Annotated in this window: 9 protein-coding genes; 5 read left to right on the top strand and 4 right to left on the bottom strand. The window is 58.1% G+C overall.

The features are described from left to right. Positions 1-150: 150 nt before the first annotated feature. Positions 151-1,068, bottom strand: a complete 918-nt coding sequence (locus ACSQ83_RS31280) for a LysR family transcriptional regulator (protein ID WP_414951798.1) — start codon at positions 1,066-1,068, stop codon at positions 151-153. 280 nt (positions 1,069-1,348) lie between these two features. Here ACSQ83_RS31280 and ACSQ83_RS31275 point away from each other — a divergent pair, with 280 nt between their 5' ends. Both ACSQ83_RS31275 and ACSQ83_RS31270 read left to right on the top strand, forming a co-directional pair. Then, positions 1,349-2,617, top strand: a complete 1,269-nt coding sequence (locus ACSQ83_RS31275; protein WP_436230796.1) for an MFS transporter — start codon at positions 1,349-1,351, stop codon at positions 2,615-2,617. Positions 2,618-2,788: 171 nt separating this feature from the next. Further along, the gene (locus ACSQ83_RS31270; RefSeq protein ID WP_414951800.1) at positions 2,789-3,469 is read left to right on the top strand and encodes an alpha/beta hydrolase; all 681 of its coding nucleotides are present in this window, start codon (positions 2,789-2,791) and stop codon (positions 3,467-3,469) included. Between the two features lie 12 nt (positions 3,470-3,481). On the opposite strand, the gene ACSQ83_RS31265 is transcribed toward ACSQ83_RS31270, so the two are convergent. Continuing rightward, entirely contained in the window at positions 3,482-4,429 is a 948-nt protein-coding gene (locus tag ACSQ83_RS31265) for a GlxA family transcriptional regulator (protein WP_414951801.1), read from the bottom strand. Positions 4,430-4,808: 379 nt separating this feature from the next. Between ACSQ83_RS31265 and ACSQ83_RS31260 the strand changes: the two genes are divergently transcribed. Then, the gene (locus ACSQ83_RS31260; RefSeq protein ID WP_414951802.1) at positions 4,809-5,564 is read left to right on the top strand and encodes an SDR family oxidoreductase; all 756 of its coding nucleotides are present in this window, start codon (positions 4,809-4,811) and stop codon (positions 5,562-5,564) included. 182 nt (positions 5,565-5,746) lie between these two features. Here ACSQ83_RS31260 and ACSQ83_RS31255 read toward each other — a convergent pair whose 3' ends face one another. Then, on the bottom strand, positions 5,747-6,883 hold the full coding sequence (locus ACSQ83_RS31255) for a Gfo/Idh/MocA family protein (protein ID WP_436230795.1): 1,137 nt from the start codon (positions 6,881-6,883) through the stop codon (positions 5,747-5,749). A 183-nt stretch (positions 6,884-7,066) separates the two neighbouring features. Next, the gene (locus tag ACSQ83_RS31250; RefSeq protein ID WP_436230794.1) at positions 7,067-7,684 is read right to left on the bottom strand and encodes a flavin reductase family protein; all 618 of its coding nucleotides are present in this window, start codon (positions 7,682-7,684) and stop codon (positions 7,067-7,069) included. Positions 7,685-8,011: 327 nt separating this feature from the next. Here ACSQ83_RS31250 and ACSQ83_RS31245 point away from each other — a divergent pair, with 327 nt between their 5' ends. Continuing rightward, positions 8,012-11,947: a response regulator gene (locus ACSQ83_RS31245; RefSeq protein WP_436230793.1), complete on the top strand. Its 3,936-nt coding sequence runs from the start codon at positions 8,012-8,014 to the stop codon at positions 11,945-11,947. Between the two features lie 8 nt (positions 11,948-11,955). Further along, positions 11,956-12,897: a diguanylate cyclase domain-containing protein gene (locus ACSQ83_RS31240; RefSeq protein ID WP_414951826.1), complete on the top strand. Its 942-nt coding sequence runs from the start codon at positions 11,956-11,958 to the stop codon at positions 12,895-12,897. The last annotated feature ends 69 nt before the right edge of the window (positions 12,898-12,966 follow it).

Genomic DNA, 12,966 nt, shown 5'->3' with positions numbered 1-12,966 from the left:
CGCGCCGCCACGCGCAGTGGCTAATAGTGATAAAGAAATCAGCCAACATAAAACGCGCGAAGACTTGGAAAGCAGCAACCCGGTAATGAACCAGACCGCCAACGCAGAACCTACCTCACCAAACCCCGAGTGCGAACGAAAACCAACGTCCTATTCGACTTCACGCTCCCAAGGCGGCACCGGCTGCCACGCATCAAACAAACAATCGATAAAGCGGCGAACCTTAGGCGCGAGATGTCGCCGCGTCGGATAGATCGCCCTGATGGGCAGCGCTTCGACCTCAAACCCCTGCAGGATAGTCTGCAATCGCCCTTGCGCGATGTCAGTTGCGAGCAAGTACAAAGGCATGCTGACAATGCCGGCGCCGTTAACCGCTGCGGCGACGATCGCTTCAGCGCTGTCCATTCTCAACCGGTCAGTCGAGTTCACGGTCTCCTGCCCAACACCGGCAAACGACCACGGCTGAAGACGTCCACCGCTCACGAAGTGAAGGCATTCATGATCTGCAAGGTCGGACGGCGTGGCCGGCACACCGCGCTTTGCCAAGTAACTCGGCGAAGCGCAGGTCACCAGCTTCTGTGTTGCCACCACGCGCGCAATCAATCGGGAATCCGGCTTGGGCTCACCAACCCGGACCGCGATATCGAACCCCTCATCAACCAGGTCGACAAATTTGTCCGTGAAGCTGACCTCGGCCGTCACCGCAGGCCAGCTATCAAGAAACGACTCAATGACGGGTAGCACGTGCCGATGCCCAAGCCCGATCGGCACGCTGATGCGCAGCGTTCCTGTCGGCGTTGCACTGCGTGCCGCCATCGCCGTTTCGGTCTCTTCGAGATCCTCCAGAATCTGTGTGCAACGCGCGAAGTACACCTCTCCGTCATCCGTGAGCCCCAGGCTTTGCGGAGTCCGGTGGAGCAGGCGAACCTGCAGGCGAGCCTCCAGACGCGCAATGATCTTGCCCACCGCAGACCGCGTGATACCGAGTTGCTGTGCAGCCGATGTAAAGCTGCCGGCCCTGACCACGGAGACGAACGTCGCGATATCGTTGAAATTTCCAGGAGCCAAGTCAATGTCCTCTCAAACAAGTTCCGGATAAGCACTCGCGAACCGGTGGCATCCATCGGGCAGCCTTTGCTCATACGTCTTTGGGTTCAACTGCCAAGCGTCGTAGTGGAGCAAAGCGCTTCGATCATATCCCGATGCCCGCGCGTCGCGCTCATGGGGAGACACATTCCCCATCGAAACTCCTATCCTTCGCTTCAGCAAGCAGTAGTGATCGGCAGTCGTGCACCTACTGTGCAACCAGACGCCGACACGTCGCTTTAGCCGAACCGGAGAACATCAAATGGATGCCCAGCAACTTATCAGCCCTCGCGGGGGCCCATCGATAGCAAGCGACAGCGCGTTGTCTACCGCGTCAATGCCCGTCATCGAACCCGTATCGCGCGGCCCGTCGTGGCTCGCGGTCTTGTCGGTCGCAGTAGGTTCGTTCGCATTCGTCGCGACGGAATACATGCCCGTCGGACTGCTGCCGCAGATCGCGCAGGACCTGGGAGTCACGCCCGGCACCGCCGGGCTCATGGTGACTACGCCAGGGATCATCGCCGCGATCTCGGCGCCTGTCTTGCTGCTCGCGGCAGGCCGCATCAACCGGCGCCTGATCCTGCTGACGCTGGCCGTCCTGTTGCTTGCATCGAACCTGATTTCCGCCATTGCACCGAGCTTTGCAGTGATGCTCATCGGTCGCGCATTGCTCGGCGCCAGCCTCGGCGGTTTCTGGACTGTTGCGCTCGGCGCATCCGGGCAACTGGTCCGCGAAGAGCAGGCCGCCCGTGCAAGCGCAACGATTTTCATGGGCATTACGCTGGCGACCGTGATCGGCGTGCCGCTCGGCACGTTGATCGCGAACCTGACATCGTGGCGCATGTCGTTTGTTGCAACCGCCATTCTTGCCGCTGTCGCGTTGGCTGCGCAGGCCGTGTTCTTGCCCTCGCTCGCACCGAAGGCCGCAATGCGCACGGACGACTTCCGGGCCATGCTGTCGCGCTCGAACGTGCGCCGCAGTTTAATGATGGTCGGCCTTCTGTTCGGCGCCCATTTCGCGGCCTATACGTATATTGCGCCGTTCCTTGAACGCAATGCATTGTTTGGCTCTTCATGGATCACAGCGGTTCTGCTCGGCTTCGGGGTAGTAGGTTTCGTTGCGAACTTTGCTGTTTCGGCCATCGTGACGCGCCATCTGAAACGCTCGTTGCTCGTGCTAGGCGCGCTCGTGGTGGTCTCCCTGTTCGCATTGCCGATGCTGCAAGCTTCCCGTGCAGGCGTGATTGCGATCGTGGCGTTGTGGGGACTTGCATATGGCGCGATCCCGCTTTGCTTGAGCGTCTGGATGCAACTGAGTTCGCCTGACCGCCCTGAAGCCGGTTCGTCGATGTTCGTCAGTACCGTGCAGATCGCAATTGCGCTCGGTTCGCTCGGCGGTGGTGCAGTGGTGGACCACCAGGGCATGGCAGCGACAATGCGCTTTGGCGCCTTGCTCGCCGCGCTTAGCGTGATCGTGATGATGACGTTCAACACCAGCCGCGCGACGCTCAAGGAAGTGCTCGAAAAGTGACGTGGGCAGTGCCGCAAACATGATTTGCCGCACAGCAGAGTTATTCGCGACTTAACAATGGCCGAAAAAGTGGGATCTTCGACCTCACGATACTGTCCGCCAAACCGAGAATGAACCCTGGTCTTTTCAACATACACCGCGACAGCAGTCGCATGACAAGGGCAATTAATCATGGCGAAGGTATCGAATATTCTTTTTGTTCACGGCGCCTGGGCCAATTCGTCGGCGTGGGATAAAGTCCTGCCGCTTATCGATGCCGCCGGTCTCACAGGCTCTGCCGTTTCGCTTTCACTGACGTCGCTGGCAGACGATGTGGCGACCGTGAAGCGGGCAATAGCGTTAGTGGACGGTTCGGTATTGCTGGTAGGTCACTCTTACGGCGGCACTGTCATTACCGAAGCCGGTTCCGATCCGAAAGTCGCTGGACTTGTTTACGTCGCGGCATTCGGGCCCGATGTTGGCGAGTCGGCCGCATCCCTTGGCGCCGGTGGGCCGCCCACCCGTTTGCTTGAAGTCGTCCGCCCCGACGAGCATCATTTCTTCAAACTCACGCGTGAAGGTGTTGATGAAGTATTTGCTCAGGACCTGACAGCCGCCGAGCGCGCGCTGATCTTTGCAACGCAGAATCCGCTGGCGGGCGCCGCACTCGGCGGTGAAGTCACCGCGCCTGCGTGGAAGGAAAAGCCCAGCTGGTATTTGCTCGCCAGCGAGGATCGCACCATCCATCCCGAACTTCAGAAGACGATGGCATCCCGGATGGAAGCCACGACGGTCACCGTCGCGGCCAGTCATGTGGCCATGCTTTCCCAACCGGATGCGGTCGCAAAACTGATCGTGCAAGCCGCAGGCTGAATTTGATGCGTTTCAGGCGGTTGAAAATTCCGCCCTCGCATTGTTTCGTATGACCTGCGGAGGATGACCAAACGCCCGCACGAATGCGCGGCGCATCCGCTCGGAGTCTGCAAAGCCCGTCTCTGTCGCGACCACGTCGACCGGATGACGGCTTTGCTCTATCAAGAGGCGCGCGGCCTCCAGCCTTAGATTTGCCACTGCCTGCGCGGGAGACTGACCCGTCTCCGCGCGAAACGCCCGGCTGAACTGGCGCAGGCTCAAACATGCCGCATCGGCAAGTTCCTGGACCGAGAGCTGGGACTTCAGGTTTCGACGCGCATAGTCGAGCGCGGTCTGGATCCGGTCAGACTTGGCGTCCATCTTGAGCAACTCGGAGTGCTGCGATTGACCACCACCGCGACGATGATTGACCACCAGCTTTTGCGCAATCGAGTGTGCGAGGTCCGCGCCGTAATCCTGTTCGACCATGGCAAGCGCCAAGTCGATACACGCCGTCATGCCGGCCGACGTCCAGATTGATCCATCGATGATGAAGATGCGATCAGGCTGCATCTTGACGAGAGGAAAGCGCTCTTTGAGCTCGTTCGCGGCGATCCAATGCGTGGTCACACGCTTGCCATCAAGGATGCCGGCTTGCGCCAAAACGAACGCACCGGTGCAGATGGACGCAATCCTGCGCGATGCACGATATCCACGCTGCACGAAATCCACAACGGCAGGCGATGCAGTCACGCTCGCAGTTCCGCCGCCGACCAGCATTGTGTCGAAGCTGGGGTCTCCAAAGGGCATTGTCGCGATCATCGTACCGAGCGAACTACGCACCATGTCCCCCGATTCCGATAGCAGCTCAATGCCGTACAGCTGCTTTCCCGCGCTGATGTTGGCGAACTCGAACACTGACAGGGCAGCGAAATACAGCATCTGGAAATCCGGCAGGATCACGAAACCAATTCGCTGCATCACACACTCCTCGATGGGTCGAAACGGGAGCTCAGGTTTCCCCGAGCGGAATTAAATCGGAACGTCGTTGCAGCAGCCCGAAAAAAACGGCTCGCTCCATGTACGCCTCACATTAATCATAAGAATGACGCAGGCATTCCGGTCCGCGTCTAATCGGCTTGAGGCAACGAATGGTACCGGGCCAAATCGATGCGGATTGATGCATTTGTTACATAAAACATAGCGGGAATCAAGGGCTACCGCAGCGGGCGGTGGAGGCCTATCTTTAGCTTCACGAACCGAAGCGATCCAAGGCAAACCGGTAAGCGGCCTGCCTCAAGTTCGATCAACGGTTTAACGCCTCGACTCTTCATCACTCATCCAATCCAGGACGTTTTCCATGAAACTCACAGGTAACACTATCTTCATCACCGGCGGCGGTTCGGGCATTGGCCGAGGCCTCGCCGAGGCGCTCCATAAACTGGGCAACAAGGTCATCATTGCGGGCCGGCGGCGCAGTCATCTCGACGCAGTCATCGCGGCCAACCAGGGGATGGAAGCGGTCGAACTCGACATCTCCGATCCCGCGAGTATTGAACGCGTGGCAGCCAAGCTGATCGCCGGTCATCCCGAGCTCAATGTGCTGATCAATAACGCGGGTGTCATGCAACCCGATGCAGTGAACGGGAAGATCGACGACGCGTTGATGATCTCCCACGTGACCACTAACCTGATTGGCCCGATCCGCATGACGTCCGCGTTGATCGACCATCTAAAGACCCGGAACGACGCCGTCGTGGCGTACACGAGTTCCGTCCTGGCCTTCGTGCCAATGGCGATGACTGCAGTCTATTCGTCGACCAAGGCCGCGTTGCACTCCTACGCGCTGTCCCAACGTTTCATGCTGCAGGAAACGACGGTTCGCGTGCTGGAGATCGCGCCACCTTGGGTACGTACTGAACTAATGAACAGCGAAGAAGCCGAAATGGCGATGCCGCTCGATCAATTCATCGACGAAACGATCAAGGTCCTGGGCACGGATGCAAACGAGATCCTGGTCGAAGCCGCCAAACCGATGCGCGCAAACGTAGGGCCGGGCGAGCACGACTTCGTCAATGGCTTTAATACACAAGTGAAGGCGATGTTCGGAGGTTGATTCATGCGGCCAGGACAAATCTGGCCGCAACATGTCCGCTCGCGTTGACCTGCCAATTTGGAGTCAACGCGAGCGGATTTTTTTTGAGCTGCGCAATGCGCTTCTGCTTCTGCAAAACGAATGTCGACGGCGAGGCTCTGCGCTTCGCCGTCGATGCCTGATGCTTTGGCTAGCCTTGAGGATTAACTCGGCGTGCTGAAAGAGAGCTGAACCCGCTTGCCGGAATCATTCGATTCCACGATCTGCTCAATCAGTTCATGCATGCGGATCGCGTCTCCAAAAGTGGGCGCAAGCGTCGAACCGGTCTTTACGTCGCGTGCATGGGCGGCATACAGGTTCGCCAATTCAACCACGCTCGCCCCGAGTTTCCCCTGAGGCACCCATTCATATTCCGCCGGAATAGTCACGTCAGTGAACGGTTGCGCGTCACCCCGTGCAATTTCGATGCGGTTGAAGGTATCGCCGAAACTGGTGGTGTTCGAGATCTTCAAGTCACCCTTGCTGCCGGTGATATCAATCTGGATGCCGAAGTTGTTTCGTTTCCCTGCCTCGAGATGGACCGTCAGCACTGCGCCATTGGCGAAGGTCCCAGCCAGCACGACCTGGTCCGCGCTGGTGTGGGGCAGCGTTTCCCCGGTTTCCACCAGCGTGACTTCCTTGAACTGATTGACCGTCAGCGCCGACAGGCTCTGCGGATAGCCGACCATTGTCGTGAACAAGGCGTCCAGGAAATGGCCGCCATAGATCGACAAAAGGCTGGAGAAATTCTCTTCGGGAATCGTGTAGTAAAGCGACGCAGGCCGTTCGCGCTGGAAGTACTCGACGCTCACATGCAGCCGCACCGACCGTATTTCGCCGATCTCGCCTTGCTCCAGCAAATCGCGCACATGACGGTAGCCGGGATTGAGGCGCCGTTGCAGACCGACGAGGGTGCGCACGCCCGCCTTATCAGCCAACGCGAGCAGCTCGTTGGACAACGCCGTGCTTGGCGTCAGCGGCCATTCGCAATAGACGTCTTTACCTGCCTTGATGGCGGCGCGAATACCTTCTTCGTGCTGGAACGCGGGCGTCAGAACGAGTACGAGATCGACTTCCGGATGCGAGACCAGCTCCTGCAGCGAGGTTGCGGCGTGCTTGAATCCATGGCGCTCGACCAGCGCCGCTGCCTTTTCCAGGCTGCGGCTGTACACCGCGGTCAGTTCATAGTCCGGCAGTAGTTTGAGTGAGGGGAGGTGCCCATATTCCGACCAATGGCCGAGGCCGATGACGCCCACCCTTATTTTTCCGGAGCCCGTAGCTCGCGTCGCGATGCTGTTCAAGAGAATTCTCCAATGTAAGGCTGAGCGGATCAATCTTGCCCAGCGGCATCGGAATAATAGGGTTCAGCGCAATGAAGATAAATGGTTCTGGATTCCGATCAATTCGGACATCTGAGTCCGCTAGCCGGATATGAAGTGTGATCCATCATGCGGGCTCCGTGACAATGGAGGACCGCAACTGGACTAAGCCCGGAACGTTTTACCTAGTTCCTCTCCTGCTAGCCGGAAGTAGTGACGGAAGTTGTAGATCAGCGGCGACCACTTTTCCGCATCGATATATTTGCCTTCCTTCACGAAGGTCTCGTCAGCATGCAGCCGGACAATCTCCACTTCCACCGCAACACCACCACCGAGTGCCTCGAGTTTCTCACCACCCATGCGATGAACATGACGGACGCGCGCTTCGAGTTGCATGGGACATTCAGCGACGCGGGCCGGCTTGACAAGCTCACCCGGTAGCGACGTAAAGTCACCCGCTTCAAACTTGTCCTTCTCGAAGGTGAACTGTTTCGCCTTGAGTTCCGGTACAGGATCCTTGCCCGTGAGCGGCGCGAGCTTCTCGACCTGCTGCCACAGTTGCGGGGAAGGCACGTTGACCACGCACTCGGCATGGCGAGCCAGATTGTCTGCTGTCTTGGTTTCATCGAGCAGTCCCAGCATCATGGTCCAGCCAAGTGCCCAGAAAGACGATATAGGCGCAATGTTGGTCGTCCCATCTTCATTGACCGAGCTGACTAGCGCCACGGGGGTGCCGAAATACAGGATCTTGGGTTCGATGGTTTGAAACGAAGTCTCTTTCATAGCGGTTCCTCGTCATGTAAAACGCGTTCAACAGACGTTGCTGGACGGCATGCCAAAGTATGGTTGATTAGCAGTTGAAAAAGTTTCGGCCTAAGTTGAAGTGTCGAACGCAAGCGGAATTATCGACCGGTCCGGGTCCACGTCCGCGGAGCATATTTGCCCGGCGGGCCGCTATTCAAACCTATGCTAGCGCCCTGATAATCGCAAGATATCCGGCTATTTCCTCAAGTGCCATCCGCTGTTGCCGTAAAGTCCTATACCAGTCCTAAATCAGCTTGCATCCTTTGAGGTCGACCAGTGGCAAAACAGCATTCGCTCGCATTCCGGATGACTGCATTTATCGTCGTGGTCTGTGTGTTGCTCGTAGGCACGGATCTCTGGCGCAGCGCGGCTGCCCGTCATGTGCAGGTGAAGGAAATGACATCGGCCACGACGAATCTCGCCCGCGCGATGGCGCAGCACGCGAACGATACGATCAAAGAGTCCGACATAGCGATCATGGGTATCACCGAGCGTGTAGAACACGACGGCACCAGCCCGGCTTCCCTGGAACGGCTCCGCCACGTATTTTTGTCCCGATTGACCGAGCTGCCGCAACTCAACGGCTTGTTTGTTTTTGATCGGACCGGTCAGTTGATCGCGAGCGCGGATTCCGGGAAATTGCGCAGCTATAACAACGCTGACAGGGATTACTTTATCTTTCATCGGAGCAACCCGGATCGCGGCGCTCGCGTGGGTATGCCGCTGCTCAGCCGTGCAACCGGAAAGTGGGTCGTGCCCGTGTCGCGGCGAATTGCTGATGCGAATGGTAATTTCGCCGGCGTCGTGGTGGCAACTATCGACATCGATTTCTTCTTGCGGTTTTATAGCAGCCTGGATATTGGGCATGGCGGCGCCGCGGCGCTGATACTCGGCAACGGGCGCATGGTCGTGCGGAGACCGTTCGAGACCCGCTTTCAGGGCGCGGATGTGTCGGAGACGGTTCTTTTTCGCGCTCACGAACAGGCCAGATCAGGCACCTTCTTAACGAAGTCATCACAAGACGGCGTCGTACGCCTCAATAGCTTTCGAAGCTTGCAGGACTATCCGCTCTTCGTTGCTGCCGCGTTGTCGCAGCAGGAAATATTGGCGGGCTGGTGGTCCGACACGCTTTGGCATTCGGCGGGTGTAGGCGCGCTGGTTATCGCGCTGGCGCTGTTTGGCTGGCGTCTCATCCGCCTCATCGCGCTAAGGACCGCAGCGGAAGAACGGCTGGCGGCAAGCCTCGATATGATGCGTGCCATTCTCGATACAGCCATTAACCCGATCATCACTATCGACGGCACGGGTGTTGTGCGCTCGTTAAATCCAGCGGGTGAAAAGACCTTCGGCTACGTGTCGTATGAACTGGTCGGGCAGAACATCAGGACGCTCGTTCCCGATAACTTCGTCGATGCCTATAACGAATACGTCGCACTGTTTGCACAACAAGGCAGGACCGGCGCCGGCAGCGGACGCGAATTAGCGGGACTGCGACAGGACGGCTCCGTTTTTCCGGCGCACGTTTCCACGGCCCCGATGGTTGTCGCGGGCGAAGTGTGTTTCGTCTGCGTCATTACCGATCTCACTGAACAGCACGGACAACGCGAGGCGCTGGCCGCCGCGCGGGATCAATTGTTGCTGGCCGCCCAAGCTGCGGAGCTTGGCATCTGGTCTTGGAACCTGGCGGACAACGCGCTCCACTGGAACGCGCGCATGTTTGAAATCTACGAGCAACCGAAGGCGTTGCTTGGCCACGGTTTGAATTTCGATCACTGGCGCACGCGCGTGCATCCTGAGGATATCGACGCCACCATGAAGTCGCTCAACGCGGCGATCGATGGACACGGCGGCGAGCTCCCGCTCTTTCGAATCGTGCTGCCAGGCGGGGAGATTCGTTATATCCAGTCGCGCATCCGGCTCGAACGGTATGCCAACGGCCTGCCGGCCATCATGACGGGAATCAACCGCGACATTACCGACCAGCATCAACTGGAACTCCGGTTGCGTGAGGCCAAGGAGCAGGCTGATGCGGCGAGCGCGGCCAAGTCGTCGTTCCTCGCAAACATGAGCCACGAGATCCGCACTCCGATGAACGCGGTATTGGGCATGCTGCATCTCGTACAGCTAAGCAATCTCAATCTGCGTCAACGCGATTACGTCAGCAAGGCACAGACAGCGGCGAAGTCCTTGCTTAGCCTGCTCAACGACATCCTCGACTATTCGAAGATCGATGCGGACAAGCTGCAACTCGACGTGCATCCGTTCGAGCTGGAACCGTTGATGCAGGACCTGGGCGTCGTCCTGTCCGGTAATCAGGGCGACAGGAATGTCGAAGTTTTGTTTGACCTGGACTCGGCGCTTCCCAATGGCTTGATCGGCGATAGCCTGCGGTTGCAGCAGGTCCTGATCAATCTGGCCGGCAATGCGCTCAAGTTCACGTTGACCGGACAAGTGATCGTCAGCGTCCAGCTGTTGCAACGCATGGATGCCGCGGCGCGCGTACGGATTGCGGTGACCGATAGCGGCATCGGCATTAGCAGTGAGCAGATTGGGCGTATTTTCGAGGGCTTTACTCAGGCCGAGACGTCGACAACACGTCGTTTCGGCGGCTCGGGTCTGGGACTGGTCATTTGCAAGCGACTAGTCGGATTAATGGGCGGTGACCTTCAGGTCGAAAGCGAAGTAGGCGTGGGCAGCCGGTTCTGGTTCGACATCACGCTTGGCGTCGATGGCGCGAACACTCCCGCTATTTCACCTGTGATCGATCGGCCTCTACGCTTGCTGGTTGCCGACGACAATCAGATGGCAGCAGAGTTGTTGGTCCGAACAGTCGCGACGCTCGGATGGCAGGCGGACTTTGTTTGTGGGGGTATCGACGCTGTCAGGAAGATCAGCGAGTCGGTCCGCGAAGGAACGCCTTATGACGTGGTACTCATGGATTGGCGCATGCCGGACCTGGATGGGTTGAATGCGGCAAAGCTTATTCGCGACGCGAAAGACAGCCTGCCGCTTCCCGTCGTCGTCATGGTCACCGCATACGGCCGCGAAGTCCTGGCTGAGTCTCACGATAGCGGCGATGCGCCGTTCGCGGGCTTCCTGACCAAACCGATTACGCCAAAGCAACTGAGCGACGTCGTGCTTAGCGCACTGAGGACGGCCGATACGCCGCAGCCTGTGCTTCACGCACCGGTTTTCAAACCCGCTGCTCGCCTGGCCGGGCTTAATCTGCTCGTGGTTGAAGATAACGCCGTGAACCGTCAGGTTGCCGAGGGCGTGCTAAGAGCGGAGGGCGCTCAGGTACACCTCGCCGAGGGCGGGATCGAAGGCGTGAGAAGGGCGACAACAGCAGGCATTCCGTTCGATGCAGTGTTGATGGATATCCAGATGCCGGATATCGACGGGTTCGAAGCAACACGCCGGATTCGAAAGGATCCTCGCTGCGCCGCGCTACCCATTATCGCGATGACGGCCAATGCATCGAGCGCCGATCGGCAAGCGTGTCTCGATGCCGGCATGAATGATCACGTAGGCAAACCGATCGATGTCGAGCGGCTGGTGTCAGTGCTGCACGCGCAAATCGACGGGACAAAAATCGCGTCCGCTTCCGCGTTTGAATCGGATCAAGCGTCGTCCGGAGTGGAAGATATTGCCGACTCTGTTGTTGAACTGAAAGCTTCAATTGTTGCCCGGTTTGGTGGCAATATTGCGCTGATCAACAGCGTCCTGGATAACTTCGGGCCCCAGACAGAAAAGCAACTCGCGTTGCTTAGCCAGCAAATCGCAAAGGGCGAGCCGCTTGGCGCCGCATCCGTGCTGCATGCAATCAAAGGGACTGCGGGAACGGTGGGGGCCCGCGCTCTTGCCGCGCGGGCCGGCAAGCTTGAATACGATCTACGCCACGCTGATTTGCCGGCAACGAACGTTGTCATCACTGAGGAAGGCGTCGCTGATCTGAGAAGTTTGCTGAGGGACAGCGTTGCTGCATTGGCGCGCGAATTTGGAGGTGACACAATCGAGGCGCCGGCATTCGAGGCCGAATTGCCGCTAGCGGAATGGAAGCAGCGCCTGAACGAGATAGTGGCATTTCTTGAGTCGTCGAATTTACAGGCCGTGGCGCTTGCCGAGGCATTGGTTGTTCACACGGGTCCGGAACAGCGGGTCCGATTCGATCAGTTCCTGGCGCAGGTGAGGGAATTGAATTTCGCGGTCGCGGCGCTTAGCGCACGTGACATGCTGAAGTGATCGTGACAATGGAGCATATTCTGGAAAGCTGGTTACTTCACACGAATCGCCGTCCCAAGATCCTGATTGCCGACGATCAGCCCACGAACATTCGTGTTCTGTACGAGCTGTTTCGCGACGAGTGCGACGTGTTCATGGCAACGAGCGGAACGCAAACCATACAAATCTGCCGCGCTGAACTGCCCGATCTCATCCTGCTGGATGTGGTGATGGATGACATCGATGGTCACGAGGTATGCCGCCGACTTAAAGCTGACCCATTGACCGGCGCCATTCCGATTATCTTCGTGACCTCGCAGAATCAGGAGGCCGACGAAGTCATCGCTTTGGGTTTAGGTGCGGTCGACTTCATCACGAAACCCATCAACCCGGTCATTGTGAGTGCGCGCGTGCGCACACACCTGACCCTGAAGTTGCAAGGTGATTTGCTGCGCGCAAGCGCGTTGCTTGACGGATTGACCGGCGTGGCGAATCGTCGAAAATTTGACGAGGATGTGCAGACTGACTGGCGCCAGTGTCTTAGAGAAAGCGCACCCCTCTCGCTCATCTTGATCGATATCGACTATTTCAAGCTCTATAACGATCGCTATGGTCATCAAGCCGGTGACAATTGCTTGAAACTTGTCGCAAGGACGCTATTTGAAGCGCTTCGCCGACCTTATGACAAGCTGGCCAGATATGGGGGTGAAGAGTTCGCTTGTCTCTTGCCAAAGACTGAACTTGCGGGCGCGAGTGCAATTGCGGAAAGAATGCGAGCGCGCGTGAGCGAATTGAATGTGGAGCATCTTGGCTCCGAGGTCGATCAGGTCGTGACCATTTCCCTGGGCGTTGCTTCCATGGTGCCAACGCCCTCCGTCACGCCTGAGCTATTGTTGAAGGCCGCTGATCAACAGCTCTATGAAGCGAAGCGCACGGGCCGTGCGCGCGTCTGTACGTTGACAGTACCCTGAGCCGGGCGTGCGCTGCTCACAGATAAATAACATGACTGCAAGACGCAGTTCCGGCCCGGCCTTTTACTT

Source organism: Caballeronia sp. LjRoot29 (assembly GCF_964252755.1).
Taxonomy (GTDB): Bacteria; Pseudomonadota; Gammaproteobacteria; order Burkholderiales; family Burkholderiaceae; genus Caballeronia.
Note: the sequence above shows the minus strand (reverse complement) of the source record. Positions and strands in the feature narration are given on the sequence as shown.